Origin of the sequence: Saccharopolyspora hattusasensis, from assembly GCF_050972075.1 — a bacterium.
GTDB lineage: Bacteria > Actinomycetota > Actinomycetes > Mycobacteriales > Pseudonocardiaceae > Saccharopolyspora > Saccharopolyspora hattusasensis.
The window spans coordinates 7,958,039-7,984,631 of sequence record NZ_JBPCDC010000001.1; the positions used below are offsets into that span (position 1 = coordinate 7,958,039).

Genomic DNA, 26,593 nt, shown 5'->3' on the forward strand with positions numbered 1-26,593 from the left:
CACGGCTCACGACGACGACGCGGAAGGACGCGCATGTCTGCTCCCCTCATGACCGGCCCGACCGGCGCAATGATCATCGGTGGCGAGCCGGTGACCGGCACCGGCGAGGACGTCCGATCCACCGACCCCCGTACGGGGGCCGCGCTCGAGCCCGGGTACCCGGCCGCGGCGGGCGAGCAGGTCGAGCAGGCCTGCGCGCTGGCCGCAGCGGCGTTCGGTGTCTACCGGGAGATCCCCGCCGCCCGGCGAGCCGGTTTCCTCGAGCGCATCGCGGATCTGCTCGACGAGCGCCGGGACGACCTGGTCGAACGGGCCCACGCCGAGACCGCGTTGCCCGTCCCGCGGCTCACCGGCGAGGTCGGCCGCACCAGCGGGCAGTTGCGGTTGTTCGCGACCGAGCTGCGTGCGGGAACGTGGCAGGGCGCCCGGATCGACCCCGCACGGCCCGACCGTTCCCCGCTGCCGCGGGCCGACATTCGGCAGCGCCGGATCCCGTTGGGCCCGGTCGCCGTGTTCGGCGCGAGCAACTTCCCGCTCGCGTTCTCCACGGCCGGCGGCGACACCGCCTCCGCTCTCGCGGCGGGATGCCCGGTCGTCGTCAAGGCCCACTCCGCGCATCTCGGGACGGCGGAGCTCGCGGCGCGGGTGATCGCCGACGCGGCCGCCGACACCGGGATGCCGAAGGGCGTCTTCGCCCAGTTGGTCGGCAGCGGGACGGAGATCGGTGCGCAGCTCGTGGCCGATCCGCGGATCAAGGCGGTCGGCTTCACCGGTTCCCGTGCCGGCGGGCTCGCGATCGCCGCGACGGCCGCCGCGCGGCCGGTGCCGATCCCGGTGTACGCCGAGATGAGCAGCATCAACCCGGTGCTGCTGCTGCCCGCCGCACTGGCCACTCGGGGTGCCGAGCTGGGCACCGCCTTCGCCGGGTCGCTCACCCTCGGCGCCGGGCAGTTCTGCACCAACCCCGGCCTCCTGCTGGCGGTCGAGGGCCCGGGGCTCGACGCGTTCGCCGACTCCGCCGCGGAGGCCGTGGCCGCCGACACCGGCGCCACCATGCTGACCACCGGGATCGCCGAGAACTACGCCGCCGCCGGTGACGCGGTGGCCGCCCTGCCCGGGGTGGTGGAACTCGCCCGTGGCGGTGGGGACGGCACCGCTGCGGCCGGTCGTGCCCGGCTGCTGACCGTGGCCGGCGACCGGTTCCTCGCCGACCCGAAGCTGCAGACCGAGGTCTTCGGCGCGACGTCGCTGCTCGTCCGGTGTGCGGACGTCACCGAGCTGACCGCAGCCGTCGCCGCGCTGGAGGGCCAGCTGACCGCGACGGTGCACGCCGACGCCCCCGACCACGAACTCGCCCACAGGCTCCTACCGTTGCTGGAGGAGCGGGCCGGGCGGATCCTGTTCGACGGATGGCCCACCGGGGTCGAGGTCGGCTACGCGATGGTGCACGGCGGCCCGTTCCCCGCCACGACCGATCCACGCAGCACGTCGGTGGGCACCCTCGCGATCGAACGGTTCCTGCGGCCCGTCGCCTACCAGGACGTCCCGGCCGCGCTGCTCCCCGCCGACCTAGCCGACGGCAACCCGGACCGTCTGTGGCGGCGGACCGACGGCGAGACCGGACGGGAGCCGCTCGCCGCCGGCTGAGACGCGGGCCAACCCGGAACCACTCCCGCTGCGGCCACGGCCGCGCACCTTTCACAACCGCGCATCTTTCACAACGCTGTGAGGAACGCATGACACCATCCCCGCCATCGAGGACGCTCCAGGCCGTGCCGGGCGATCCCACCCGTTCCGGCGGCCGCGGGCACGAGCCCGACGCCGTTCACTACCCCGAAGGGAGCATTCGACGTGGTCACTCCTGACATCAAGGCGAAGGACCGCGGGCGATCCGCCCCGGCTCCGGCCACCCCGGCCGGACCCGGTGAGCAGCGCCCGCGCCGGCGGGGACCGCGTCGCGACTCGGTCGCCGCCGCGGTCAAGGCCATCGCGGGCATCATCGGCCTGTTCGCGCTGTGGGAGCTCGTCGTCGCGCTGTTCGACCCGCCGGAGTACCTGCTGGTCGGGCCGATCTCGGCGTTCGTCGAGCTGGCCGAGCGCCCCGGCTACTTCGCGGAGAACACGTTCATCACGCTGCAGGAGTCGCTCGCCGGGTTCGCGCTCGGCACCGCGCTCGGCGTGCTCTGCGGCGCCGCGCTGCATTACTCGACGATGATCCGGAGCTTTCTCTACCCGGCGCTCATCGCCATCGACACCATCCCGAAGGTCGCGCTGGCACCGCTGTTCATCGTCTGGTTCGGGTTCGGCTTCGAGTCCAAGGCGTTCGTGGCGATGGCCATCGCCTTCTTCCCGCTGGTCATCAACACCTATGACGGGCTCCGCTCGGTGCCGCACGAGCTGCAGGAGCTGGCGCGGATCAACAAGGCCTCGCAGTGGAAGAAGATGACGAAGATTGAGTTCATCCACGCGATCCCGTCGATCCTCTCCGGGGCCAAGATCTCGATCTCGCTGGCCGTTGGCGGCGCGGTGGTCGGTGAGTTCATCGCCGGTTCGAAGGGCCTCGGCTACGTGATCATGCTGGCGAACAGCCAGGTCGACCTCGCGTCGATGTTCGCGGCGTTCATCGTGCTCGCCGCGATCGCGCTGGCGCTGTTCTTCATCGTCGACGTCGCGGGACGCAAGCTCGTGCCGTGGAAGCAGCACACCAAGTGAGGGCGGGGACTCGCATGCGTCACTCGATCCGCACGACCGCCGTCGCGCTCGGGGCCGTCCTCCTGCTGACCCTCGCCGGCTGCGGCGGCGGCACTGGCCGGGACCAGATGTCGCTGATGCTCGACGTCAGCTGGCTGCCCAAGCACGCGCCGTTCATCTCGGCTGTCGAGCGTGGCTTCTTCAAGGCGGAGGGCATCGACCTCACCGTCATGCCTGGCTCGGGCTCCGGCAACACCGTCACCGCGGTGGACACCGGCAAGGTCGACGTCGGCTGGGCCGACTTCGGCGTCACCGTCACGAGCCGGGCCCGCGGCGCCGACATCAAGCAGGTCAATCTGGTGCAGGCCCGCTCCGCCTACGCCGTCGTCGCGCTGGCCGGTACCGGCATCGACGGCTGGGAGGACCTGCGCGGCAAGACGGTCGCGACCGAGGCGGCCGGCGCGATGCCCGCGATGTGGCCGTACGCGCTGAACAAGTTGGGGCTGTCCAAGGATGACGTGAACGTCGTGCACGCCACCGGTGCCGCCAAGATCCCGGGGCTGCTGGCCGGACAATGGGACGCGAACCTCGCCCTCTACGTGTCCGACCAGCCGGCGATCGACGCGCTCGGTCGCAAGGCCGTCGTGCTTAAGTGGTCGGACCTGGGGATCGATCTCTACGGGAACGGGATCATCGTCTCCGGCGAGAAGCTGCGGACGAACCCCGGCCAGGTGGAGCGGTTCAACCGGGCGATGCAGAAGGGGTTCCTCTGGGCCTGCGGGCACCCGCAGGAGGCGGCGCACGACTTCCAGAAGGAAGTCAGCGGCTACGAGGACAGGACCGTTGTCCTAGCGATCAACGAGCAATGCGACCTGAACTGGGGCACCGGCGCGGCGGCGGACGAGTACGGCGTGATGGACGACGCGGGCGTCCAGAAAATGATCGACGTCGCGCACCAGTTCCTCGGGCTGAAACCGGACGCCCGCCTCACCCCCGCAGACGTGTACAGCAACGCCTACCTCGCACCGCTGCACCGCGGCGATGCCATCCAGGCGCCGTGACGGCAGGACGGAGAGTCAGATGAACCACGAGCACGCCATCTCGGTGAACAACGTCGGGAAGACCTATCGCTCCCGGGACGGGGAGGACAACACCGTCCTGCAGGGCCTGGACTTCCACGTGAAGCCTGGACAGTTCGTCTCGATCGTGGGGCAGTCCGGCAGCGGCAAGACGACGCTGCTGAAGACGATCTCCGGTCTCCAGGACCCGACCGAGGGCGAAATCCTGGTCAAGGGCCGGCCGATCAAGGAGGGGCTCGAGGACATCGCGATGGTGTTCCAGAGCCCGGTGCTGCTGCCCTGGCGCAACAACCTGGACAACGTGCTGCTGCCGCTGGAGTTCCGCGGCACCCGCACGGGCGAGGCCGAGCGCTACGCCCGGGAGCTGCTCGACATGGTCGGGCTGGGAGACCGGACGACCCGCTACTCCTACGAGCTCAGCGGCGGCATGCAGCAGCGGGTCGCGATCTGCCGGGCGCTGGTGTCGCACCCCGAGCTGCTCCTGATGGACGAGCCGTTCGGCGCGCTCGACGCCATGACCCGGGACTCGATGAACTTCGAGATCCAGCGGATCTGGCGCACCACCGGCTGCAGCGTCCTTTTCGTCACGCACAGCATTCCGGAGGCGGTGTGGCTGGCCGACCGCGTCGTCGTGCTCGGGGACCGGCCGGGTCGCATCGTCGCCGACATCGAGATCGACCTGCCGCGCCCCCGCGACAAGGAGCACCGCTTCTCCCCGGCTTTCTCCGAGTACGCGACCGAGATCGAGTCGCACATCGGCGTCATCGCCGGCATCAGCTGACCACACCGACACCGGGAGGAACGTCATGTTGCACCTCACCGCCGACGCCGCACAGGTCGAGCAGCGCTACGGCCTCGACGCTCGCCGGAGCCTGCTGTTCTCCGCGATCCGCCTCGACTCTCACCCGCTGGTCGCGCCATTGATCGCGCAGCGGGGCGACGAATGCTTCCTGCTGGTCCGTCAGCAGGAGCAGGGCAACGCACTCTCGGCCGGCGTCCCAGCGGACCAGATCCGGTTCTACGCGCCGTGGGTCACGATCGACCCGCGGATCATTGCGGACTCCCCAGCCGCGGAATCGTTGACCAGCCTGGTTGCGGACCTGGCGGCGGACGGCCGGGTGCACCTGGCCGCGGACGTCGTCCTCGCACACCACCGTGTCTTCTCCGACGCCGGGACGCTGGAGGTGACCGCCGACGACCAGGACCCGGTTCCGGTGGTCGCATACGAGATCGACACCGCGTCGGTGCTCGCCCGGTTCGCCGACTGGCGGGCCGAGGGCGTGCAGGTCGCACGCCGGCTGATCGAGGGGGTCGAGCACCTCGACGGGCTCGCGGACGAGCTCTCCGCTGCCGAGGACACCCGGTTCTCGGCGCTGACCGCGCTGGCTCACGAGCGTGCCCTGGACGCGGTTCTCCTCGCCGCCACCCCCAACTACACCGAGGTGACCGGACATGCCCAGCCGCCGGGCGCCGTCGCGGTGTGGCTGCCCGCGGCCGAGCGGCTGGTCGTGCTCGCGCCCAGCGGCACCCCGGACGTTCCCGGGGCGCCGATCGGCGAGTACCCCTCGGTCGGGGCCGCCGTCGCGGAGTTGAGCCCGGGCACGCGGACCGGTGTCGAGGAGGAGTTCGTCGGCATCGGCCTCGCTCGCGAGCTGGAGCGCGCGGGGGCCGAACTGGTCGGGGTCTCGACCGACCTCGGCCACTGGCGCGACGTCCGGGACCACGAGGACCTCGCCTTCCAGGTCATCGCCGCGCGAGCCAGCGTGTCCGCCATCGAGGCCGCGCTCGCCTGGGCCGAGCACGGCATCGACGACGGCCGCGAGTTCACCGAGCTCGACATCCACGCCGTTTACCTCGACAAGATCACCGAGTTCCGCACGACCCACGACATCCCGTTCGCGATCGAGCCGTACTTCACGAACCTGCACTCGTCGAACCGGATGCTCTTCCCCGGGCCCCCGGTGGACTTCCCGATCAACCAGGACACGACCTGCATCCAGCTCGACGCCGGCGTTCGGGTCGTCGCCGACGGCGTCACCGTCGCCACCTCCGACATGGCTCGGTCGCTGCCCCGCACCGAGGGTGGGAAGGAGGCCTACGCGTTCTTCTTCGACGTCGTCCGGGAGGGCATCATCGGCCAGCTGCGACCGGGCGTGGTGTGCGAGGACGTGCACGAGGGAACCCTGCGCTACCTGGCGCCGCACCTGGACCGGATGCGCGAGATCGGGATGCTCGGCACCGAGATCGACTTCGACACCGAGTACCGGAAGCGCAACGTCGGCCACCTCATGGGCAAGCAGGAGTCGTTCGCGAACGAGTTGCGGCCCGGCTACAAGCATGTCCTGCAGGTCGGGTCGTACGGCGCCGCCGAGATCCCCTGGCGGTACGACAACGTTGCGATCGGCACCGAGGACCTCTGGTACGTCGGCCGCGACCGGACGTACGTGGTGAGCAAGCGATGAGCGCCGCCGGAACCGAAGTCCGCCGCCGGCTCGCCGAGCTGTCCCTGGAGCTCCCCGTGCTCGGCCCGCCGAAGTACGCCTACGAACCCGTCGTCCGGGCCGGCGAGCTGCTGTACGTCTCCGGGCAGATCTCCCGCACGGGCGGGGGCGAGATCCTCGGGGGTCGGTTGGGCGACGGTATCGGGGTGGCCGAGGGCATCGCCGCGGCCCGCGTCAGCGCCCTGAACCTGCTCGCCCGCATCGACGACGCGGTCGGCCTGGAGAACGTGGTGCGGGTGCTCAAGCTCAACGCCTGGGTGGCGAGCACGGCCGATGCCATCGACCAGCCCGAGGTGGTCGACGGAGCATCGCAACTGCTGATCGACGTTCTCGGTGACGCCGGCCGGCACGCCCGGACTGCGCTTCCGGCGCCCGGCCTGCCGCAGGGCGCGTTGGTCGAGCTCGACGCCACGGTCGCCGTACGCGCCTAAAGAGGTCCGGGCGAGGTCCGACCGCCTGGCTGCTGCGCGATGCACGGGATCGCGCAGCAGCCAGGCGCGGCCCGGCGAGCGGCCGGGGAGCTCCCCGCAGGCCGATTCCCATCGGTAGAAAATTCCGGAGCGCGGGATCGCCGATCTCGTGTCGGCGGCGGCCGGCGCGCTGGGGTACTCGGACATCACGGCCGGGCCGGTCGTGAACGACACCTCCTACGTCGGCCCGGCGTACGGGATCCCGTCCGAGGCGTCGCAGGAGGCGATCGAGCTGCTCGCCCGGAGGGAGGGGCTTCTCGTGGATCCGATCTACTCCGGCAAGGGATTCGCCGGCCTACTCGACCATGTGCGGTCGGGCCTGAGGGGCCCGGACGGCCGCATTGTCTTCGTGCACACCGGTGGGCTGCCTGCCCTTTTCGCGGAGTTCGGCGACGGCTGAGGCTCGACTGTCAGCGCGCCGACAGTCACGCGGCGAGGGGCCGGCCGAACGATGTCCTGGACCGGCCATAGGTCTGGTCATCGATGTCGATGCCGGTCATCGTTGGTCCTTTCGGGAGACTGGTCGCCCGTCGAGATCGCGCGCGATGCGCGCGGCCGCCTCCTGTACAGCGGGGGGCAGAGAGGTCCACATGCCCTCGTTGTCGTCGAACAGCAGGAACGCGGCGGAAATCCCGATGGGCTCGGGAGTGGTGGTGCTGGGCACGAGCGCACCCACCGAGGCAACCCCGGTGGTGAACTCGCCGCGGTTGACTGCGGTTCCGACGGCGCGGCTCTCCGCGATCTTGGCGAGCAGCCGCTCCTGGTCGGCAGGGGCCACGCGGCCGTCGATACGCCTGTGGAGTTCGGCGTCGTCAAGCTCGGCAAGCAGGGCCCGGCCAACCGCTGTCGTGGTGGCGGGAACCCGGCCGCCGACCTCCTGCACGATCCGGATGGGCCCGGGACTGTCGATCAAGGCAAGGTAGACGATCTCCAGGTCGTCGAGGCGCCCAAGGTAGCAGGTGACCTGATGTTCCTTGCTGAGTTCCTCCAGCACCGGCGTGGCCAGGGCGACGACCCGGTCGGCGCCGCCGTAGCCACGACCGATTTCCCAGGCCCGGAGTCCAACGCTGTAACTCCGGGTCTGAGGATTCTGGACGAGGACGCCGTGCGCGACCGCGCTGCGCACGATCCGGTGCACGACGCTCTTGTCAAGTCCGGTGCGCCGGTGGATGTCGCTGATGCCCAGCTCGGGGGCGTCGACGAACGCCAGGAGCACCGCGAAGACCCGGTCCGTCAACGACTCCGGGGACTTCTCGTCCTTGGCGCTCATGACACTGCTCCTCCTGTCGGGTGTTTCGATCAGGATTATGCCTCGGCGTGGGATGAGGCCCTTTCCCCGATCTGTTCGACGTCGTCGTCCGGGACGAACCGGACCAGCAGCGAGCAGATGATGCTGATCGCACAGGCGAGCGCGAGGTAGCTCGCGACGGCGTACGGGGGTGCCGAATCCCGCGTATAGCGCGACACCGATCGTGGGGGCGAATGCGCCACCGAGGATGCCGGCGAGCTGGAAGCTGAACGCGGTGCCGCTGTAGCGCACCCGGGCGGGGAACAGGCGCGAGAGGAAGGCCGCGAATGGCGCCCATCCCGCCATGATCCCAACCGCGTACGCCAGCACCAGTGCGATCCAGGTGACCACCGTGTTACGGACGCCCAGCATCGCGAAGAACGGGGAGGCGAACAACCCGATGAAGGCCAGGCCGAGCACATAGGTCTGACGCACCCCGAAGCGGTCGGCCAACCAACCAAACAGCGGGGCGGTGAAGATCCCGAGACCGGCGCCGATGAACAGGCCGATCTGCACCGTGCTCGACGGCAGGCCCAGTGCGGTCGCGCCATAGCTGATCGAGTAGACGGTGAACACGTAGAAGCTGATGTCCACGCCGAGCCGCGACAGCATGGAGAGCAGGAAGTTGCGTGGCTGCGAGCGGAGCACGGTGAGCAGGGGCAGGCGCTCCGGCCCGGCCCCGCTCTCCACGAGCTTCTCGAACTGCGGGGTCTCGGTCAGCGACGAGCGCAGCACCAGACCGACAACCAGCAGCACCACGCTGGCCAGGAACGGCAGCCGCCATGCCCAGCCGAGCAGCTGTTCCTGGGTGGACAGCGACGACACCAGGGTGAAACTCCCGGTCGCGAGCAGCAGGCCGACGGCGTTCCCGGCCTGCGGGAAGCTGCCCAGCAGCCCGGTTTTCTTCCCGCCCTTGGCCTGCTCGATGGCGAGCAGGATCGCGCCGCTCCACTCGCCGCCGATCGCCAGGCCCTGGGCCATCCGCATGATTACCAGAAGTACGGCTGCCCAGTACCCGATCTGGTTGTAGGTCGGCAGTAGACCGATGATGGTGGAACTGCCGCCCATCACCAGCACCGTGATCATGAGCATCTTCCGGCGCCCGACCCGGTCCCCGAAGTGCCCGGCGATGGCCCCGCCGATCGGCCGGACGAGGAACCCGGCGGCGAAGGTCGCGAACGCGGCGAGCGTGCCGGCGACCTCGGAGGACTCGGGGAAGAACAGGTGCGGGAAGACGAGCGCGGCTGCAGTGCCGTAGATGATGTAGTCGTACTTCTCACTGCTCCGGATCTGTGACCAGCGCGGATCGCCGGATATGGGCTCTGACCAGCCCGAACGGCGTCGGGATACGGCGGTCCGGATCGGCCCTGATCTGCCTCTGTTGTGTCCCCGGTATGTCCCCGCGTGTCCCCGACATGTCCCCGCTGAAGATCAAGAGCGCCCCCCGCCGTAGCCGCCGACGGGGGCGTTCGCATTCAGTTCAGAGCCGTTGCCGCCGCCATGCGTGCGAGCGCGGTATCCGCGTCGCTGAGCAAGTGGCGAACCGCGCTCAGACGTTCGCGGTCGAGCTCGATCGGATCGGACACCACCCCGGCCGGACCCTGGCGAGCGATCAACACAATGCGACCGGTCGTCGGCGAGTCCGAGTCGGAACAGAAGATCGTCCGAGCTCGTCGCGACGTACCCGAATTCGGCTTCACCGCCGGGTCCGCACTCTGTTTTCTCGGACGGCGGCGGCATGCTGGCCATAACGGCGATCCTCCCACTCGATCGATGACGTGACTCCCCAGCTATCCGTGACGGCGAGTCCATACCAACCAACGACGGTTGTCACCCATTGACCTTCGTGATCGAGTGGGAGGTTCGCCTCAGTTACCGACCGTGCACGCCTGTCCGACTAGTGTGCGTGGGTTGACTCTGAACCGTCCCTTTTGGCGGTACTTTCGTTGGTCTGAGCGGTCCATCCGGCAGACGCCAGAGCGACGACAAGGTCATTAATTTGATCTTGGGATAGCCTTGCTGGCCTGCGCTCTCGGGTGTCCACTTTGTGCAAGTTCACCTGTTTGGCCGCCGTCTCCATTCGATTGATTACGAGGCGTAGGAGATCAACGGAATTCCAATTGTCAAGGCTCTGAATAGGTCCGACTTCATCCTCGGTTAGTGAGAACGCCCCCGGTCTCCCGTGTTGTTGCTCGCTTCGCGGGGAGACCGGGGGCGTTTTCTACGTCGTGTTAGCGCGCCGGAATCCACTCAACACACGTCGGGCGCTCACCAGTGCGTACGTACTCGGCGATGGCCCGTAGAACGAGCTCGATCGGTACCTCCGTGTGCGCGTCCATCGGCGTGTGGTGAAGCCCGCCCAGCCAGTAGTCAACGGGCTCCGTATTGGTGCCGTTCGCTCGACTATCCGGGCCCCGTCGGGCAGGCTCAGGGAACCGCGCCCAGCGCCCCGACCATGCTCCGTATCGGGTCGAACACCATGGGTGCGGCCGGGTGGGTCCGGCAGTTGCTCCCCGGCGGACGACGAAGGAGAACATGTTCTCACTGTTCCAGTTGAACGGCTTCGTAGCCGTGGCCGAGGAACTGCACTTCGGACGCGCCGCCGAACGACTTCGCATGACCCAGCCGCCGCTGAGCCGCCAGATCCAACTGCTGGAGAACGAGCTCGGCGTCGAGCTCGTCGACCGCAGCCACCGCGCCATCCGGTTGACCAGGGCAGGCCGAGCTTTCCTCCCGGAGGCGCGGCGCCTGCTCCGCCAGGCCGAGCAGGCCGCGCGGATGGCCCGCTCGGCGTCCACCGGGGAGATCGGCAGCCTGGCACTCGGTTTCACCGCGGCCAGCGCCTACCGCACCCTGGGTGCGGTGCTGGGCGTGGTCCGGAAGAACCTGCCGGGGGTCGAGATCATCCTGCGCGAAATGGTGAAGAACGAACAGCTGGAGGCGCTGTCCGACGGCAGCCTCGACCTCGGAATGATGGTCCGCCCTCCCGTCCGGCGGCACGATCTCGACTCGCGAATCTACTTGCGGGAACAGCTGGTCGCCGCTATTCCGGTGGGCCATGCGTTCGCGAAATCGCCGGAACCGCTCACCGTCGCCGATTTCGACGGAGAAAGCGTAATCATGTATCGACCAGCGGAATCCAGGTATTTCCACGACCTGCTCACCAGCATTTTTAGAAATGCTGGATGCGCCCCGGTCTTCTCGCACTACCTGAGCCAGATCCACTCCGTGTTGGCGCTGGTCAACGCCGGTTTTGGGCTGTCCCTGGTCCCAGCTGGGGCCACCCAGCTCCGCTATCCGGAGGTCGTCTTCAGATCTGTTGAGCTGCCCGAGTCGAGCCAGGTGGAACTCAGCCTCGTCTGGAGACGCGACAACGACAACCCCGCGCTTGCCGCGCTGCTCGATTATTTGAAGCACGGGTGATCGATTCAATCGTTGAATCGGAACTTCCAAACGAAGCATTGGACATTCCGAAACCGATTCGCCTAGCGTTGTGTCCGCATTGACCGGACGTCAGCAGTTCCACCTGGAACGGTTTCTGCGGCGCAAAATGAGGAGTGCCCGGTGCGGGTCATCAGCGATTGTGCGCAAATCGAGCGCGAATTCGGATTCGATCCGATCAAGCAGTTGCTCACCCCCCGGGTATCCGAATGGACGCGCCGAAGATGGTTGCGCCCGTGATCGCGGACCGGAACGGCAAGCGCTTCCTGCTGGCCCGCGAGCAGGAGTCCGGCAATCTCCGCGCCCACGGCGTACCAGCCGAGCGGATCCGCGCCATCAGCTCCTGATCGACTCACTCGACCTCGAACGCACAGGAATTCCCCATGACCGCAATGGCATTGCAGATGGAGCCAGGCCCGACCCTGGTCGACGACCGGGTTATCCAAGCACTCGCGGCCCCGCCGATGTACCACCAGAGCGCCGAGTTCGCCCAGTTGATGGACGAGACCTGCGAACTGCTCAAGCAGAGCTACGGCACCGGGGGCGAAGTCGTGGTGCTGCCGGCGAGCGGCCGGGGCGCCGTCGAGTCCGCGCTGGCCAGCGCGGACCCCGTCGACCGTCCTCTTGTGGTCCCGGCCAACGGCACGTTCGGCCGCATGATGGCCGCCATCGGCGGGTCGCTGGGCATGCGGGTCGTGGAGCTCAAGCACGATTCCGGCCAGCCGTTGGCGGTGCGCGACATCGAGGCCGAACTCGACCGGCACGACCGGCCCGTTCTCGGCGTCGTACACAACGAGACGTCCACCGGCATGGTCAACGACCTGGCCGAATACGCCGACCTGGTGCACCGGCGGAACGGGCTGCTGCTGGTCGACGCGGTGTCCTCACTCGGCGGGACCGCGATCGACTTCGACGACCTCGGCATCGACCTGTGCGCCTCAGCGGCCCAGAAGTCGGTCGGCGCGCCGCCCGGGCTGGCCTTCGTCGCGGTCAGCGAGCGCGCCCGCGGCGAGATCGAAGGCCGCAGACGGCCGCTCGGCTACTACCTCGACCTGCTCCGGTGGTGGGACCAGTGGGTTCCCGGGGAGCAGGGCGGCAGGTTGAAGTCCGGATACCGCAGACTGCCGTGGACCATGCCGACCAACCTGGTGGTCGCGCTGCGCCGCGCGCTCGAACTGACCGCGGAGGAAGGCATCGAGGAACGGTGGGAACGGCACCGCCGCACGGGTGCCGGCCTGCGCGCGGCGATGGCCGCACTCGGGATGCATCCGGTGGCGCCGCCGGGTGCGGAGTCGAGCACCGTCGGCGCGTTCCGGCTGCCGGGCAGCATCGACGCCCGGACCCTGCGCCGTCGGCTGGCGCAGCGGCACCGTGTGCACATCGCGGGCGGAATGGACGGCGACGCCGCCACCGTGATCCGGATCGCGCACATGGCGGAGTCGGCCCGACCGGGGCCGCAACTGCACACCATCGCCGCGATCGCCTACGAGCTCAACGCTCTCGGCGTGCGGGCCGCGACCGACCCCACGCGGGACTTCCTCGCGGCGTGGTGCGCCGAATAACCGGACGATTTGCTGCCGGTCCGTTTCCCCGGCCCGCCCGCCGCACCGGACGGCAGCCGTGGGTTGTTGGTGTGCGGCGAACGGACCGTTCGCGTCGGTAGGTGGCGCGAACGGTCCGTTCGCCTCATTCACCTGACGTTGGCCGGCGCGGTCGAAGGGAGGTGTGGCTCGGGAAAGGTATTGCGAGTCACTCAAGCCAAGCCTCCAACCAACTTGTGTGGACATTGCCCTTGCGCAGTTCCGGGCAGGCAAGCAGGCTGCCGTAAAGAGCACGGGCCGTGGGCACTCCCTGCACCTGGAGTTCGCCGAGCGCCTGCTCAGCGCGCGCGAACGCCTGTTCCCGATCGGTACCCCAGCAGATGAGCTTGGCGATCATGGAATCGTAGAACGGGCTGATGCGGTCTCCGGTGACGAAACCGGTGTCGATGCGGACTCCCGGCCCGCCGGGCAGGTCGAAACGGGTTAGCTCTCCAGGTGTGGGTGCGAAGTCGTTCTCAGCGTCTTCGGCATTGATCCGCAGCTCGACTGCGGCGCCTTGCAGGGAGATCTCGTCCTGCCGGACCGATAATGCTTCGCCTTGCGCGATGCGCAGTTGCTCGGCAACCAGGTCGATCCCGGTGACACATTCGGTGATGGGATGCTCGACCTGGATGCGCGTGTTCATTTCCATGAAGTAGAAGGAGCCGTCTTCGTCGAGGAGGAACTCGACGGTGCCTGCGCCGCGGTATCCGACGTGGGCGGCAAGACGTACGGCGGCAGCGCAGATTTCCGGCCGGGTGGCCGCATCGAGATCGGGTGCGGGTGCTTCCTCGATGAGCTTCTGCCTGCGACACTGGACCGAGCAGTCCCGTTCGTAGGCGTGCACGACGTTTCCCCGGTCGTCGGCCAAGACCTGCACTTCGATGTGCCGGGCCCGGGCAAGAGCGCGTTCCAAGTACATCGTGTCGTCGCCGAAGGCCGCATTGGCCTCCGCTTTTGCGGTGGCGAACACGTCGGCGAGCCGGTCCGGCGACTCGACTGGGCGGCCGGTGACCCGCCAATGTATACGGACGCATCAGCGAGCTGGACCCAGCGCGAGTTCGCGTCGGACTTGGAGTACACGGCAACGGCTTCGATACCGGCCTCGTGGCACGCCCGGATGACGCGCAGCGCGATCTCACCTCGGTTGGCGACGAGAACGCGAGTCAGGGCGCTCATGCGGATTCCACCTCCGCGATGTCGTCGCCGATCGAGACCTCGTCACCGTCCTCGATGAGGAACCGCGAGAAGGTACCCTGCTCGTCGGCCTTGACCTCGTTGAAGGTCTTCATCACCTCGATGAGCGCGATGGTTTGACCGGGAGCGATCGAGTTTCCCTCGGCGACATAGGCGTCGGCGTCGGGGGACGGGCGTCGGTAAAACACGCCGGGCATCGGGGCCTTGATGGTAGGCATGACTCTCCTGTGCGGGTTGGTCGGGCTTCGTCAGGGGGTGAGCGTGGCGCGGAGGCGTTCGAGGCGCTCCCGGCGTTGGCTCCGTGCGGCGAGTGCCGTTTCCAGGTCCACGGAGACGAAACGAACTCGGTCTCCTGTCTTGGCTTGGCCGAAGATGTCCCGGTCGGCCGAGATGACCGTGGCGATTGTCGCGTAGCCTCCACCGGTCACGGCGTCGTTGAGCAGCACGATCGGCTCGTCGCCACCGGGAACCTGGATCGACCCGATCGGATAACCGAGGTCGACGACGTTCGCCGGGTCGCTTCCGGCGCCGGCGGGTTGCTCTCGTTCGACGAAGTCGATGACCGCGTCCGGGTCCGCGAGGAACTCGGCCGGCTTGAACTCGAACTCCCGTATCCGGTACCGGAACGTGCCCCTTTCCACTTCGGTGCGGACCTGGTCGAACTCCGTCTGGTCGATCGCGCGGTAGCGCAGCACGTCGCCAGGCTTGGGGAAGACGATGCTGTCGGCGAAGTCCGGCAGTGTCTGAGACAGGTCGAACACAGGGGCGGGCGCGAGTCCGAACAGCTGGTATCCGCCGGCGCCGCGCACCGGGTAGATCACGGCGAATGCGCCACCGAAGCCGAATGCGCGTTCGGGAGTGTCGGTGCGGGGCCGCACGTACTTCGGTACCTCGATCTGGCGATCCGGTGACACGAGCTGGTAGCAGAACGGCAGGCCGGGAACGAAGCCGATCATGGTCACGATGTAGGGCGCTCCGGAAAGCGCCGAGATGAACCGCTGGACGTCTTCGAAGCCGTTGATGCGCGCCGCGTATTCCAGGTCGGTGGCATCCGGGTCCTGGTGACGGTCCCGGAAGCGCAGCAGCGTCTCCCGGGTCCACGGGTCGTCGAAGAGTACGGGGACGTCGACCACCCGCGTGTGCAGGACGTGGTCCCCGTGGTGGATCGCTCCAAGCCCTGGAGATGCTCGACCAGTTCGGCGGGGTGGAGACGGTCGGGGTCGACCCGGATCATGTACGACGCGTTCGACGGACAGATGTCGACGATTCCGTCGAGGTGCTGATCGCGCAACGCGGCGGTGATGGTCATGGCCTTGAAGTTCGCCTCCAGGCTCATCGCCTGGGCGATCTCAACGAAGACGAACTCGTCCGCGCCGAAATGGTAGTGCGCAGGCGGCAGCTCCAGCGATGCCGTTGCCACAGCTTCTCTCCAATCAGTCACGCCCGCTGCCTGATCGGCTCACGGGGCATGGGGGTCACTGTGAACCCGCACCGCAGTCGTCGGCCACTGGCCGACTTGGACAAAAGCATGGGGCAAATGTGGCCGAACCGCTGATTCTGCTGGGCGGTGCGCGTGCCAACACTGTGCTCAAAGTGTCGATGCGGCACTGTGGCCACAGGAGTGGCTCTGCTTTCAGGTAGACCGGTGGGCTTTGACGAAACGGAGTGGGCATGAAGAAATTGATCGATCTCAATGCCGATGCGGGGGAGAGCTTCGGCCGCTGGCGGCTCGGCGACGATGCGCGCCTGATGCCGCTGGTGTCGTCGGTCAACGTGGCCTGCGGGTGGCATGCGGGCGACCCGGCGACCATGCGCCGCTCGGCCGGGCTGGCCAAGTCGCACGGAACCGCACTCGGGGCGCATCCGGGATTTCCCGACCTGGTCGGGTTCGGTCGGCGAGCGCTCGCGATGACCCCGCAACAAGCCGCTGATGCATGTCTGTACCAGCTCGGCGCCCTGCGAAGCTTCGCCGACTCGCTCGGGATCGCCCTGACGCATGTCAAACCGCACGGTGCCTTCTACGGGTTGACCATCCGGGAGCCGGAAGTGACCGATGCCATTGCCGAGGTGCTTACCGCGGTCGACCCGGAGCTGATCCTGGTCCTGCTCGCGGGCCCGACCGCCGAGAAGGTTGCAGCACGTGGCGTGCGGGTGGCTCGGGAAGCTTTTGCCGACCTGGACTACGACGATGACGGCCACATCATCATCGAGCCCGATCCGGTCGCGAAGTCTCCCGAGCACTGCGCCGAGAAGGCCATGGCCATCCTTGCGGGCGAAGTGGTCTCGACCAGTGGGAAGACTCTGCCAGTGGACGCCGACACCATCTGCTTGCACGGCGACCGGCCGAACGCGATCGAGATCGCCCAGGCAGTCCGGCAGCGATTCAGCGCGGCTGACGTCACGGTGGCGCCCATGGCCGAGGTGATCGCAAATCGTCCCTGAGAGCCTGCTTTCAGGCTCGGTGAGAGTGGCGAGGGTGGGCTAAGTGCTAGGACGTGTTTTATAAGCGGCGGCAGCCGCTTGCGGTGTGGGACTCAACTGGCACCGCCGCGGGTTCTCAGGGGTCCTTCTCGCGAGGACAGCCCCGACGCGGTGAATTGGGCATTCATGATGTCGGGGATCCCGCAGTGAGAAGGCCTCTGAGGTTCCGCTACCCGCACCGCCACGCAAACCACTTTCGAGCCGCAACATTTAAGACAGCCTCGTGAGCAGGTCATAGCGTTTCGAGATGCCGCGGGTCCAGGGCGTACTCGGTGTGAGCGGCATGGGCATGTGCCTCCTCGATCCCGACCTCCCGGAACCGTACGGTGTCGCGGCCCGGTCGGAGCTGGCCGGTTTTCCAGAGCGCGGCGTGGACCCACGGTGGCGATCACGACGAAGCCGCCCGAAGACGGCCCGTCGGGGCCGAGGATCATCGGCGTGTCGCCGTTGATGTGGATACCACCTAGATGATTGATTCCGTGAAGTTGGTGTTAGTGATCGAATGCGATGAGTGATCGTTTGCTGGTCGCGCCGGTTGTCCAGTTGTGCCAGATGGCGGCGGTCATGGCCAGTAGGCGTTGGGCGATGCGGGTGAACACGCCTGCTGGGGTGCGTCCGCCGTGTTGTTCGAGGCCGAGTTGGGCTTTGAGGGTCTGGTTGACCGACTCGATCCACTGGCGCACTCCGCCGAGGTTGCCGTTGCGGTAGGTCTCGTCCTTGCGGTCCGGGCGTAGCAAACGCAGCGTCATCTGCTCGGTGAGATTCTTGAACTCCTTGCCGGAGAATCCCTTGTCAGCCAGCAGGATCTGGCCGTCGCGGATGAGGTGGTGGTTGTGGTCGAGCAGCGCGGCCAGCACCTCGCGTTCGCCGATCTTGGGGTTGGCCAGGCACCACATGATGGGTACCCCATCCCCGCTGCACACCAGGTACAGCTTGAGCCCCCAATACCAGCGGGCGTGTGACGCGCAGTACCCGTAGCCGGCGTGTCCGGCGAGGTCGGAGCGCTTGACGGTCTCGCGGGACATCCCGCAGGGCACAGGGGTGGCGTCGGTGATCCACAGGTCGTCGAACCAGGACGGGCAGCACGCAGCCACGGTCCAGACTGCCTACGCGGCAACGGTTCCGCCGCACGTAAACGCTTGTTGTAGCCGGACTGTTTCGGCAGATACGGGAACATGGCGCGCCACTGCGGATCACTATGGATGTGCCGGATCCAGCGACGCTCCCCGTGGTAGCGCAGCAGGACCTGGGCCACGGCCAGCGTAATGAGCTCACTGTCCGTGAGTAGCGGTTGACGACCTCGCCCTGTGCGGGCGGGAACAACGTGGTCGTCGACGAGCACGTAGAGTGCGGTCAGGAGGGTGTTTAGTTCTTTGCTCACACATTGATCTTGAACACCCTCCTCCTCTACCCGCTCACCGGCCCTCCCTTCACGTGATCTTCACGGAATCAATCATCTAGCGGATAGCTGAAGTCGGGCACGTTCGATGGATGGCCGCCCGCAGCCCCTCCGTCCGTCCGTGACCACTGGAAATGGTGGGTGTTGAGGCGGGTGGCCGATCTGTCCGAGTTCATGCTCACCCGCCATGCTGCCGAGACGAAATCCGCCCAGTCCTGCTCGGTCACGAACTCGGGGTCAGTGTGCGGGCCCCGCATGACGTCGATCTCCCAGTGCTCGGGATAGGTCGGGCGCAACGACTGCGGAAGCCTGGCCCTGCGGATCGCCCGGGCCTTCGGCGTGCCGGTGGTGAGTACGTCGCCCCGGATGAGCGCTCGGCCATCGATCCCGCCCACGCCGGCGACGAGGTGAGTCGAACGGGACCCGAATACCTCGGGAACCGCGAAACCACCAGAGAAAGCCAGATTGAGCCGGAACCCAGGGCCTTTGGCGCGTGAACAGCTCACCAAGTCGCCGGGGCAAACCTCGAAAGACTCCCACAGGGGAACCTCGATGCCGTTGAGCGACGGGGTTGCTCCTTCGGCTCCGCAGAGGGCGACCAGCCCGGGGGCACCCACGCGCGCGCTGAACCTCCCGACCGGGATCTCCAGCACCGCGGCACCGCCGGCGTTGCCGACGAGGACGTTGGCCACTCGCGCGGCGAAGTGGTCCATAGGACCCGAGGGGAAGAAACCCCGAGGCCGCATCCCGCGCCGTCCGGGCCAGTCCTGGACGGTCGTCTGGATCCCGGCATCGAGCACTTCCAACGCATGCTCGTCAGGAGACCGGCGGATGATTTCGTGGCTCACGATGGCCTCGCGGGCCGTCCGAGCGCCGATGCGGTGCCCGTTGATGTCGTTTCCGCCAGGTTCCCGAGCCCCCGATGCCGACCGCGCCCTCCGCGGTCCAGGCCCGCGGCGGGTTGTACTTGGGGGCGAACAGCTCCTTGCCGGGATGCAGCGGGAATAGGAACGGCAGGCCGGGGAAGAACCCCGTGAACGCGGTCCACCAGGACAGGACACCCCGGTAACGGTGGAGTAGAGCTCCTCCGGGCCGGACAAGCTGCTGTTCTCCACGATGTAGTCGATGTTGCTGCCGCCGCGCGTGTACGGTGCGTCGTGCCGGATCGTGGCGACGTAGCGTTCCACCGCCTCACGTGATGTCGAGTCGTCGAATGCGGCCGTTCCGAATACCCATCCGGGACCGGCAACTTGCACCGGCTGTGATGGCACGGCGTGCAACCAGTCAGCGCTGAATCCATACTGCGACCCGGCCCACGCCACGGCGCCCACCAAGCCGAGCACGTAGAACGGCAGCAGGACGCCATTGAACTTGTCCAGCCAAACGCGGACGCCCCCAAAGACCAAGGGGATGCTGTAGAGCACGACGATCAGGTACCACCATCGGAGGGCCAGCCCACCGAAGTAGTGCTCGAGGGCCACGGCGACGACGGAACCTTCGAAGACGGCGTAGTAGATCGCGGTCGCGGCGAAGATCAGTGGAGCCAGCGCGGCACCGAAATAGCCGAACAGGCGCCGCGACATCAGCGCGACCGTCAGTCCTGTCCGGTTCGCGTACCGGGACAGCACGAAGTTCACACCACCATGGGTCAGAACCGCCAATGCGATTCCAATCAGCGCGTCCCGCGTGCCCACCGTCCGCGCCACCGACGCCGCGACGACCAACCAGAACATCGCGCTGAACAAGGCAGCCCACGTCATGGACAGCGATAGACGTCCACTTCGCCACGAGCGGGGAACCACATGCATTGAGTAGTCCTCGGTCGCGGCTTCCCGCACCACGCGGGGATCATCTTCGTAGGAGATGTCGAGCTCGGCTCGCCCCTGCGCCCTTGTCATGAAAGGCCTCCTCGGTCTGACGGAAGGTGGAGAAAGAGTCCGATCTATGAGGAGGCGTAACCATGCGCGCCAGGGCGAAAATCCGATCGGGAGTTGTCCCGATTGGCCAGTAGCGGCGACGCCGGCTTAGCTGAGCTCGCGCATGCGCAGCGCTAGCCACAGCTCGGCGCGAGCTGTGGGATCATCTAGCGAACAGTCGAGCAGTTCCGTGATTCGCCTGAGCCGGTAGCGCAGCGTGTGCCGGTGGATACCGAGCTCCGTGGCCGAGACATCGACGAGGCCGTTGTTCGCCAGGAAGACCCGCAGAGTCGAGATCAAATCCAGCTTGGACCGTTGTGCGTGGCGATCAAGGGGCTCCAGTAGCGCGGCGGCCCAGCCCTGGGCCCCGGGTTGTCCAACTGGGCCAACAGACCTGCGGTCGCGACATCCCTGGCGAGCAGGAGCCACTCCGTTTTCGAGGTCCCGAAGTAAACCGAGCGTGCGCGCCGCAACGCGTCGGGGACGTCGGCAAGCTGCACTCCTTCGCTGGCTACCCCTCGCGCCCCAGGAACGCGATGAAGCACTTCCTCCAAAGCCTGGAGATCCCCCTCCGCGACGGAAAGCAAGATCAGTACGCTCCGCCGGTCGTACTGCGCGACCAACGCTCCCGACTGCATGAGGCCATGCTGCTCCTCAGCCGCCGCGAGGAGATCACCAAGCGCTTCGCGGGAACAGCCGAGCACCGCGATCCGCGCGGGGCCGGGCGGGAGAGTTACCGCGAGCGTGTCCGCCGCCTCTTCAGCGAGAGCGGCGTGACCTCCTAGCACCAGCTGTAGCACCGCGCGCCGGTCTCGTCGTTCAGCCTCGTTCGCCTCCTGCTCACTCACCAGGTCCAGGGACAGCAAGCCCATCGCCCCGGTAAGCACCGAACGCTCGACCGGCGTTAAGGGCGTGGTCCGACCGGCCACCACGTAGCCCTGGACCCGCCCGCGCACATCGATCGGCAGCACCGCAGCCTGGTCCCCGCCGACCGAAAGCGATGCCGCGCCAGTACGAACGTCCAACCCGAGTGAATCCAAATCCATCCGGATTCGCGCAGCGCGCCTGCGTGCCGCGGTGGGCACCGCGTAACGGATCCTCGTCTCCGTGTCCAGGAGCAGCACCCACGAATCAAGTGCCTCAGCAAGCTCAACAAGCACTGCTCTTGGGCCTCGCGCGGACAACGCGGCACGAATCAGGTCGCTTTGCGCCTCCAACGCGCTGTTGAGCGCCCGTTCCTGCAGGCGGGCGATCTCCTCCGCAATAGCCTCGCTGATCGCGATGAACGGAGTCTCCTCGGGAACCGACAGCAGCGGCAGTCCCCGGCGAGACGCGGCTTCGATCAACGGCGGGGGCACGTGCGTATGGGCCACGCCGATCCCGAACCCCAGACCTACCACATCGCGTTCCACGAGGCATCGGACGTAGGCGTCCCATTCGACGTCTGCCATGCCTTTTCCGGTTGTGAGGAGAAGCTCACCGCCGGATAAGAAACGCGCCGGGTCTTCCAGCTCACTGATGTGAACCCACCGGTTGGGCCGGTCGACATCGGCATCCACTAACGACCGAAGCCGTAATCCGCGCAGCCCCAGCAACCAGCGCATCGTCGGTCGCATTGATCCTCCCACGCAAGGGACATCGTCCACTACCTGGCCATCCTCGGTCAGCGCACCGGCTCTACGCCATACCGTCAGTCCACCCGGGACGGCGAGGACTTCGATGAAACCCCACCACAGAGCCCACACGGCTCACTTCTGACCACTTCCGCACCAAGGTAGCCAGGGCGTGGTCCAATGCAGCCCGTGTTGGAGGATCGGGTGCGGCGCGGGTGCATTGTGGACGGTCATGGTGCGCTGCTGACCGCCGCCCCGTCGGATTAGCGAAGCGCCGACGGGACGACGCCCGTGGATCGAGACCGTCAGGAATACCGATCTCCTCGAACAGGGTCTGCCGAGCGGCCTTGCGAGGCTGGTTTGGTGTGGCGGGAGGGTGTCGCTCGATTGGCTTGAATGCTGGAAACCGGGTTCTTGGCGGTCAACGGTGCGCCGTAGCGTTTGTACATGGCTACCGTTGTGAAGATCGTGCCGCGCACCTCGCGTGTCCAGAACCTTTTCGAGGAGCAGGTGGGCAACGAGTTGGCCGTGGCGCAACAGTACCTTGCGATTGCGGTGTGGTTCGACCAGCGGGACCTGCCCCGGCTGGCTTCGTACTTCTACCGGCACTCGGTTAAGAAGCGCAACGATGGGATGCGGGTCGTCCAATACATGTTGGATAACAACATCGAGGTCGCGATTCCCGGAGTTCCGGCCGTCCGCAACAGGTTCGAGGATCCCCGCGAGCTCATCGCCCTCGCCTTGGAGAAAGAGCGCGCCGTGACCGACGAAGTCACGACGTTGTCGCAGACGCTCCGGGAGGATCGCGACTACCTCGGCGAGCAGTTCATGCGCTGGTTCTTGACCGAACAGGTCGAACAGGTCGCGGAAATGACCACGGTGCTCGATGTCATGGATCGCTCGCAGGGCAACATGTTCGACATGGAGGACTACCTCAAACGAGACCCCGTCGGCGAAGACAGGAACGATTCCGCAGCCCCGCGCACAGCGGGCGGGGCGCTATAACCGGATCCGGCACTGGGCCACAGCGGTTCGGTGCTGCTGGTACCCCGTCTCACCTGCACCTCGAGTACCACGCCGCTCAGTAGCACGACCCTTTTGAGGCTCGGGGATCGGTTGATGCGCTGTGCCGGTCGTGGTCAAAGCCAGGTTTCGACGGCCAGCAGGTCGCGCATGGAGATCACGCCGACGACCATTCGGCCTTGCTTCACCGGGAGGTGACGGATCCCGGCGTCGAGCATCCGCCGCGCCGCATCCCGGGTGTCCTCCCCGAAGGCAGCGGTTTCCAGTTGGTGCGATGCGAACAGGGTGGCTGTTGCCGTTCGCGGATCAGCCTTCTCCGCGACGGCCCGGACGATGTCCCGTTCCGAGATGATGCCGACGATCCGGTCGTTGTCGAGCATGGCGAGAGCGCCGACGTGGTCCGCGGTCATCTTCCTCGCGACCTCTTCGAGCGAATCGGACGCGTCACACGTCAGCGTCCCCGGGTGGAAAACGTCTTCGACGTGCATGGCTTCCTCCGTGCGCTATACGTGCAGTCGATTCGGCTCGGCTTCGACCACGGTCACCTGCCGTGTACCCGGCGTCGCCAGCGTCAACGCGTGAGCGATGTCGTGGCTGGCCGGGTCGCCGACCGCGGCCGGCTGAGGATTCTCCAACGGTTCGGCCCACTGCGGCATCAGAGCGGATCCCGGTCTGGTCCAGCCACGAGATCACCGCGCCCTCGCGGCAAGCGCGGGCGGCGATGGCCGGATAGTCCTCCTCCCCTCATCGGCGCACGGCCTCGGGGTCCCGCTCGTAGGCCTGCGGATCGGTTTCTGCGGCGACACACCCCAACAGCGCAGATAGTCGCCGACGGTGTGCAAACTCAACACGACGCCGTGGCGCATCCGGATCAACTCGGCCACCGCCTTGCGGGTCCACACCACCCCAGCCGAACGCAGCGGAGCTGCACGACCGGCCCGAAATGGGACTGGATCCGCACCTGCATGCGCTGCACCCTCACCATCCGCCTGTGATCACCCGAGGGCGGCGCAATTTCGCGAGAAATTGACCGTCACCCGGGTGAACGCCAATTTCTCGCGAAATTGACCCCACCCTTGGCCCCACCGAAGGAGAACCACGATGTCCTGGAGCCTTCCACGATCTCGACGTCGAAGTCGAACGACGAGCCGTGCACACCGGCCCCGAAGTGCCCCGCAGCGCGCGCTGCTTCCACCGCAGCCTGCATCCTCCCCACCGCCACCGGGTACTCCGACCGCACGAACACCACGCCCCGGTTCGCGCCGACCGCAAAACCGGCGGGGGCCAGTCCTTCCAGCACGCGGTGCGGGTCGCTTTCCAACAGCAGTCGGTCGCAGAACGAACCAGGATCGCCCTCGTCCCCGTTGGCCACCACGAATCTCGGCGCCGGGCCGCGCACCGCCTCCTACTTCTGCACCACCGGGAATTCGGCACCGCCTCGGCCGCGCAGGCCGGCGATTGCGACCTCGGCGCGGACCGCGTCCGGGGATCCGTCGGCGACGAGATGCGGCCACACCTGCCAGGCGTCCTCCGCACCGGTCAGCCCCGCGAGCGTCACGGCCCGGCGGCTGGCGACGCGGTAGGGGATCGCGGGCGCCGGGGTGACCGGGTGGTCGGCGGAGAGCAACCGATCATCGAGCTCAGGACCGGTGATCGGCGTGTGCTCGTCGAGGGTGGTCGGTGAGGAGACGCCGGCCAACGACACCGAACCGTCGGCGCTGGCGTGGCCCGGTTCGACGCCGAGCGCCGCTTCGGCCAGCGGCATGGTGTGGTCGCCCGCCGAGACGAAGCACGAGGTTCCGGCGCAGATCCGGACGTGACGCGTGCCGCGCACACCGGCGAAATCGGCGTAGAACCCCGCCGCCCCAGTGAGCGCGGCCACCGGCCGCCGGATCTCCTCGGCGATGACGTGCAGGTCGTTCGCACTGATGCGCTCCCGTCGCGCAGCAACGGCATGCTACCGCCCGAGCACTCCGGTCTCGCCGTGCCCGAACCGCTGTTCCCATTCCACGAACGCATCTCGCCCACGGACTCCCCCTCGGCGATGAGGCCGTCAGCCGGGGACAACGCGACCGGACACGGCGGGTGGTGCAACACGCCCCTGGCCGCCGAGCCCACCAGCAGGCCGGGAAATCCCCCGAGCCCACGATGGCCAACCACCAGCAGCTGCGCATGCTGTGTGGCCTCGCACAGCGCTTGCACCGGCGGGGTGTTCGACACGATCTGGCGCACGACCACTTCCGGGTAGGACTCGGTCCAGGCGGACACCTGTTCGGCGAGGCACGATGACTCAGAGCCGTCCACGCCCCAGTTGCAAGCTCCGCGTCCGGCGGCGAGTGACCATCTCCCCTAGATGATTGATTCCGTGAAGATCACGTGAAGGGAGGGCCGGTGAGCGGGTAGAGGAGGAGGGTGTTCAAGATCAATGTGTGAGCAAAGAACTAAACACCCTCCTGACCGCACTCTACGTGCTCGTCGACGACCACGTTGTTCCCGCCCGCACAGGGCGAGGTCGTCAACCGCTACTCACGGACAGTGAGCTCATTACGCTGGCCGTGGCCCAGGTCCTGCTGCGCTACCACGGGGAGCGTCGCTGGATCCGGCACATCCATAGCGATCCGCAGTGGCGCGCCATGTTCCCGTATCTGCCGAAACAGTCCGGCTACAACAAGCGTTTACGTGCGGCGGAACCGTTGCTGTGCAAGGCAATCCGGACCGTGGCTGCGTGCTGCCCGTCCTGGTTCGACGACCTGTGGATCACCGACGCCACCCCTGTGCCCTGCGGGATGTCCCGCGAGACCGTCAAGCGCTCCGACCTCGCCGGACACGCCGGCTACGGGTACTGCGCGTCACACGCCCGCTGGTATTGGGGGCTCAAGCTGTACCTGGTGTGCAGCGGGGATGGGGTACCCATCATGTGGTGCCTGGCCAACCCCAAGATCGGCGAACGCGAGGTGCTGGCCGCGCTGCTCGACCACAACCACCACCTCATCCGCGACGGCCAGATCCTGCTGGCTGACAAGGGATTCTCCGGCAAGGAGTTCAAGAATCTCACCGAGCAGATGACGCTGCGCTTGCTACGCCCGGACCGCAAGGACGAGACCTACCGCAACGGCAACCTCGGCGGAGTGCGCCAGTGGATCGAGTCGGTCAACCAGACCCTCAAAGCCCAACTCGGCCTCGAACAACACGGCGGACGCACCCCAGCAGGCGTGTTCACCCGCATCGCCCAACGCCTACTGGCCATGACCGCCGCCATCTGGCACAACTGGACAACCGGCGCGACCAGCAAACGATCACTCATCGCATTCGATCACTAACACCAACTTCACGGAATCAATCATCTAGCTGAGACGCCGCGGGCGCGCGACGGTCAGGAGCGGGTACGGCCCTTCGAGGTGGAACATGAACGACCAGGAAACCGCGCTCGGCCTCGCCAGCACCCCCGTGGTCGCGGTCCGACCCGAACTGGACGCGATGGATGCGTTGTATGAGATGTACCGCCGCGACGTGCACCACCTCGCCGTGGTCGCCGACGAGGACACCGTGGGGCTGGTGAACGCGGCAGACCTGCTGCAGGGCATCGCGGCCCAGTACCCGAAGCCGACCACTTCGGCCGGCTCGCTGTGCCCGGCGCAGGGGCCCCGAGTGGACGCGACCGACGACATCGGTTTCGCAGCGCAACGCATGATCGACGCCCACACCGATGCCGTCCTGGTCATGCGGCACGGGCGGGTGTGCGGTGTGCTCACCGCGGTCGATCTCGTCCGCAGCATCGCCCAGGACTCCGTCGCACACCAGCAGAAAGAGGGGTCTCGATGAGTGTCGCTAGCGCCGAGATGGACGGGAGCCACGGGCAGGACGCGTGGTTTTGCTGGCGGAGCGCTTCGCCCGCGGGGAAATCGGCGAAGAAG

Annotated in this window: 26 protein-coding genes and 4 pseudogenes; 13 read left to right on the forward strand and 17 right to left on the reverse strand. The window is 67.3% G+C overall.

Annotation, left to right across the window (positions count from 1 at the left end):
- Positions 1-33: 33 nt before the first annotated feature.
- The 7 genes from ACRXBZ_RS37625 to ACRXBZ_RS37655 all read left to right on the forward strand — a co-directional run bounded on the left by ACRXBZ_RS37625 (position 34) and on the right by ACRXBZ_RS37655 (position 7,141).
- Positions 34-1,647, forward strand: a complete 1,614-nt coding sequence (locus tag ACRXBZ_RS37625; protein WP_433883140.1) for an aldehyde dehydrogenase (NADP(+)) — start codon at positions 34-36, stop codon at positions 1,645-1,647.
- A 204-nt stretch (positions 1,648-1,851) separates the two neighbouring features.
- Complete coding sequence (locus ACRXBZ_RS37630) at positions 1,852-2,712, forward strand: ABC transporter permease (RefSeq protein WP_433883141.1); 861 nt, start codon at positions 1,852-1,854, stop codon at positions 2,710-2,712.
- A gap of 14 nt (positions 2,713-2,726) precedes the next feature.
- On the forward strand, positions 2,727-3,752 hold the full coding sequence (locus ACRXBZ_RS37635) for an ABC transporter substrate-binding protein (protein WP_433883142.1): 1,026 nt from the start codon (positions 2,727-2,729) through the stop codon (positions 3,750-3,752).
- Positions 3,753-3,771: 19 nt separating this feature from the next.
- Positions 3,772-4,551 (forward strand): ABC transporter ATP-binding protein, encoded by a 780-nt coding sequence (locus ACRXBZ_RS37640; protein ID WP_433883143.1) that lies wholly within the window; start codon positions 3,772-3,774, stop codon positions 4,549-4,551.
- 25 nt (positions 4,552-4,576) lie between these two features.
- Positions 4,577-6,232 carry a M24 family metallopeptidase gene (locus tag ACRXBZ_RS37645; protein WP_433883144.1) on the forward strand — a complete coding sequence of 552 codons (1,656 nt, stop codon included), beginning with the start codon at positions 4,577-4,579 and terminating at the stop codon, positions 6,230-6,232.
- Entirely contained in the window at positions 6,229-6,702 is a 474-nt protein-coding gene (locus ACRXBZ_RS37650; RefSeq protein WP_433883145.1) for a RidA family protein, read from the forward strand. The genes ACRXBZ_RS37645 and ACRXBZ_RS37650 overlap by 4 nt, the downstream gene beginning before the upstream one ends.
- A 148-nt stretch (positions 6,703-6,850) precedes the next feature.
- A complete protein-coding gene (locus ACRXBZ_RS37655) occupies positions 6,851-7,141 on the forward strand; it encodes a pyridoxal-phosphate dependent enzyme (protein WP_433883146.1) in 291 nt (96 codons plus the stop codon).
- 96 nt (positions 7,142-7,237) lie between these two features.
- On the opposite strand, the gene ACRXBZ_RS37660 is transcribed toward ACRXBZ_RS37655, so the two are convergent.
- The gene (locus tag ACRXBZ_RS37660) at positions 7,238-9,391 is read right to left on the reverse strand and encodes an MFS transporter (RefSeq protein WP_433884092.1); all 2,154 of its coding nucleotides are present in this window, start codon (positions 9,389-9,391) and stop codon (positions 7,238-7,240) included.
- An 869-nt stretch (positions 9,392-10,260) separates the two neighbouring features.
- Entirely contained in the window at positions 10,261-10,647 is a 387-nt protein-coding gene (locus ACRXBZ_RS37665) for an Imm1 family immunity protein (RefSeq protein ID WP_433883147.1), read from the reverse strand.
- Between ACRXBZ_RS37665 and ACRXBZ_RS37670 the strand changes: the two genes are divergently transcribed.
- On the forward strand, positions 10,565-11,452 hold the full coding sequence (locus tag ACRXBZ_RS37670; protein ID WP_433883148.1) for a LysR substrate-binding domain-containing protein: 888 nt from the start codon (positions 10,565-10,567) through the stop codon (positions 11,450-11,452). The genes ACRXBZ_RS37665 and ACRXBZ_RS37670 overlap by 83 nt on opposite strands.
- Before the next feature lie 401 nt (positions 11,453-11,853).
- The gene (locus tag ACRXBZ_RS37675) at positions 11,854-13,032 is read left to right on the forward strand and encodes a pyridoxal-phosphate-dependent aminotransferase family protein (RefSeq protein WP_433883149.1); all 1,179 of its coding nucleotides are present in this window, start codon (positions 11,854-11,856) and stop codon (positions 13,030-13,032) included.
- A gap of 187 nt (positions 13,033-13,219) precedes the next feature.
- On the opposite strand, the gene ACRXBZ_RS37680 is transcribed toward ACRXBZ_RS37675, so the two are convergent.
- From ACRXBZ_RS37680 to ACRXBZ_RS37700, 5 genes and pseudogenes are all read right to left on the reverse strand, one after another.
- Positions 13,220-14,023, reverse strand: coding sequence for an ATP-binding protein (locus tag ACRXBZ_RS37680; RefSeq protein WP_433883150.1), 804 nt, complete (start codon positions 14,021-14,023; stop codon positions 13,220-13,222).
- Positions 14,024-14,106: 83 nt separating this feature from the next.
- Positions 14,107-14,229, reverse strand: a pseudogene (locus ACRXBZ_RS37685) (biotin carboxylase N-terminal domain-containing protein); the annotation flags it as partial.
- The gene (locus ACRXBZ_RS37690; RefSeq protein ID WP_433883151.1) at positions 14,226-14,465 is read right to left on the reverse strand and encodes an acetyl-CoA carboxylase; all 240 of its coding nucleotides are present in this window, start codon (positions 14,463-14,465) and stop codon (positions 14,226-14,228) included. The gene ACRXBZ_RS37690 and the pseudogene ACRXBZ_RS37685, both read right to left, overlap by 4 nt.
- Positions 14,466-14,495: 30 nt before the next feature.
- Positions 14,496-15,380: a carboxyltransferase domain-containing protein gene (locus ACRXBZ_RS37695; protein WP_433883152.1), complete on the reverse strand. Its 885-nt coding sequence runs from the start codon at positions 15,378-15,380 to the stop codon at positions 14,496-14,498.
- 83 nt (positions 15,381-15,463) lie between these two features.
- Positions 15,464-15,583, reverse strand: a pseudogene (locus ACRXBZ_RS37700) (allophanate hydrolase); the annotation flags it as partial.
- Between the two features lie 335 nt (positions 15,584-15,918).
- On the opposite strand from ACRXBZ_RS37700, the gene ACRXBZ_RS37705 reads away from it, so the two are divergent.
- The gene (locus tag ACRXBZ_RS37705; RefSeq protein WP_433883153.1) at positions 15,919-16,689 is read left to right on the forward strand and encodes a LamB/YcsF family protein; all 771 of its coding nucleotides are present in this window, start codon (positions 15,919-15,921) and stop codon (positions 16,687-16,689) included.
- Between the two features lie 530 nt (positions 16,690-17,219).
- Here the strand turns inward: ACRXBZ_RS37705 and ACRXBZ_RS37710 are convergent.
- From ACRXBZ_RS37710 to ACRXBZ_RS37725, 4 genes and pseudogenes are all read right to left on the reverse strand, one after another.
- Positions 17,220-18,109 (reverse strand): annotated as a pseudogene (locus ACRXBZ_RS37710) (IS982 family transposase).
- A gap of 68 nt (positions 18,110-18,177) precedes the next feature.
- Positions 18,178-20,025: a hypothetical protein gene (locus tag ACRXBZ_RS37715; protein WP_433883154.1), complete on the reverse strand. Its 1,848-nt coding sequence runs from the start codon at positions 20,023-20,025 to the stop codon at positions 18,178-18,180.
- Positions 20,026-20,151: 126 nt separating this feature from the next.
- Positions 20,152-20,343: a helix-turn-helix domain-containing protein gene (locus ACRXBZ_RS37720; protein WP_433883155.1), complete on the reverse strand. Its 192-nt coding sequence runs from the start codon at positions 20,341-20,343 to the stop codon at positions 20,152-20,154.
- Positions 20,340-21,659, reverse strand: a complete 1,320-nt coding sequence (locus ACRXBZ_RS37725) for a PucR family transcriptional regulator (RefSeq protein WP_433883156.1) — start codon at positions 21,657-21,659, stop codon at positions 20,340-20,342. Before ACRXBZ_RS37725 ends, ACRXBZ_RS37720 begins: the two co-directional genes overlap by 4 nt.
- A 444-nt stretch (positions 21,660-22,103) precedes the next feature.
- Between ACRXBZ_RS37725 and ACRXBZ_RS37730 the strand changes: the two genes are divergently transcribed.
- Entirely contained in the window at positions 22,104-22,661 is a 558-nt protein-coding gene (locus tag ACRXBZ_RS37730; protein WP_433883157.1) for a ferritin, read from the forward strand.
- A gap of 134 nt (positions 22,662-22,795) precedes the next feature.
- Here ACRXBZ_RS37730 and ACRXBZ_RS37735 read toward each other — a convergent pair whose 3' ends face one another.
- The 6 genes and pseudogenes from ACRXBZ_RS37735 to ACRXBZ_RS37760 form a co-directional block, all read right to left on the reverse strand.
- A complete protein-coding gene (locus ACRXBZ_RS37735) occupies positions 22,796-23,167 on the reverse strand; it encodes a CBS domain-containing protein (RefSeq protein ID WP_433883158.1) in 372 nt (123 codons plus the stop codon).
- Positions 23,168-23,182: 15 nt separating this feature from the next.
- Entirely contained in the window at positions 23,183-23,335 is a 153-nt protein-coding gene (locus ACRXBZ_RS37740; RefSeq protein WP_433883159.1) for a hypothetical protein, read from the reverse strand.
- 33 nt (positions 23,336-23,368) lie between these two features.
- On the reverse strand, positions 23,369-23,584 hold the full coding sequence (locus tag ACRXBZ_RS37745) for a helix-turn-helix domain-containing protein (RefSeq protein WP_433883160.1): 216 nt from the start codon (positions 23,582-23,584) through the stop codon (positions 23,369-23,371).
- A gap of 128 nt (positions 23,585-23,712) precedes the next feature.
- Positions 23,713-24,078, reverse strand: coding sequence for a hypothetical protein (locus ACRXBZ_RS37750; RefSeq protein WP_433883161.1), 366 nt, complete (start codon positions 24,076-24,078; stop codon positions 23,713-23,715).
- A gap of 6 nt (positions 24,079-24,084) precedes the next feature.
- A complete protein-coding gene (locus ACRXBZ_RS37755) occupies positions 24,085-24,609 on the reverse strand; it encodes an NAD(P)H-dependent oxidoreductase subunit E (protein WP_433884093.1) in 525 nt (174 codons plus the stop codon).
- A gap of 146 nt (positions 24,610-24,755) precedes the next feature.
- Positions 24,756-24,983 (reverse strand): annotated as a pseudogene (locus tag ACRXBZ_RS37760) (universal stress protein); the annotation flags it as partial.
- Positions 24,984-25,108: 125 nt separating this feature from the next.
- On the opposite strand from ACRXBZ_RS37760, the gene ACRXBZ_RS37765 reads away from it, so the two are divergent.
- Both ACRXBZ_RS37765 and ACRXBZ_RS37770 read left to right on the forward strand, forming a co-directional pair.
- A complete protein-coding gene (locus ACRXBZ_RS37765; protein ID WP_433883162.1) occupies positions 25,109-25,999 on the forward strand; it encodes an IS982 family transposase in 891 nt (296 codons plus the stop codon).
- Positions 26,000-26,084: 85 nt separating this feature from the next.
- Positions 26,085-26,501, forward strand: coding sequence for a CBS domain-containing protein (locus ACRXBZ_RS37770; RefSeq protein ID WP_433883163.1), 417 nt, complete (start codon positions 26,085-26,087; stop codon positions 26,499-26,501).
- Positions 26,502-26,593 lie beyond the last annotated feature (92 nt).

Coding starts and splice junctions, on each gene's coding strand:
- ACRXBZ_RS37670 (WP_433883148.1), top strand. CDS start 10,565: ATGTTCTCACTGTTCCAGTTGAACGGCTTCGTAGCCGTGGCCGAGGAA.
- ACRXBZ_RS37770 (WP_433883163.1), top strand. CDS start 26,085: ATGAACGACCAGGAAACCGCGCTCGGCCTCGCCAGCACCCCCGTGGTC.
- ACRXBZ_RS37650 (WP_433883145.1), top strand. CDS start 6,229: ATGAGCGCCGCCGGAACCGAAGTCCGCCGCCGGCTCGCCGAGCTGTCC.
- ACRXBZ_RS37730 (WP_433883157.1), top strand. CDS start 22,104: ATGGCTACCGTTGTGAAGATCGTGCCGCGCACCTCGCGTGTCCAGAAC.
- ACRXBZ_RS37715 (WP_433883154.1), bottom strand. CDS start 20,025: ATGACAAGGGCGCAGGGGCGAGCCGAGCTCGACATCTCCTACGAAGAT.
- ACRXBZ_RS37675 (WP_433883149.1), top strand. CDS start 11,854: ATGACCGCAATGGCATTGCAGATGGAGCCAGGCCCGACCCTGGTCGAC.
- ACRXBZ_RS37725 (WP_433883156.1), bottom strand. CDS start 21,659: ATGCGACCGACGATGCGCTGGTTGCTGGGGCTGCGCGGATTACGGCTT.
- ACRXBZ_RS37645 (WP_433883144.1), top strand. CDS start 4,577: ATGTTGCACCTCACCGCCGACGCCGCACAGGTCGAGCAGCGCTACGGC.
- ACRXBZ_RS37665 (WP_433883147.1), bottom strand. CDS start 10,647: ATGCGAAGTCGTTCGGCGGCGCGTCCGAAGTGCAGTTCCTCGGCCACG.
- ACRXBZ_RS37705 (WP_433883153.1), top strand. CDS start 15,919: ATGAAGAAATTGATCGATCTCAATGCCGATGCGGGGGAGAGCTTCGGC.
- ACRXBZ_RS37635 (WP_433883142.1), top strand. CDS start 2,727: ATGCGTCACTCGATCCGCACGACCGCCGTCGCGCTCGGGGCCGTCCTC.
- ACRXBZ_RS37625 (WP_433883140.1), top strand. CDS start 34: ATGTCTGCTCCCCTCATGACCGGCCCGACCGGCGCAATGATCATCGGT.
- ACRXBZ_RS37690 (WP_433883151.1), bottom strand. CDS start 14,465: ATGCCTACCATCAAGGCCCCGATGCCCGGCGTGTTTTACCGACGCCCG.
- ACRXBZ_RS37735 (WP_433883158.1), bottom strand. CDS start 23,167: ATGCACGTCGAAGACGTTTTCCACCCGGGGACGCTGACGTGTGACGCG.
- ACRXBZ_RS37740 (WP_433883159.1), bottom strand. CDS start 23,335: ATGCCGCAGTGGGCCGAACCGTTGGAGAATCCTCAGCCGGCCGCGGTC.
- ACRXBZ_RS37640 (WP_433883143.1), top strand. CDS start 3,772: ATGAACCACGAGCACGCCATCTCGGTGAACAACGTCGGGAAGACCTAT.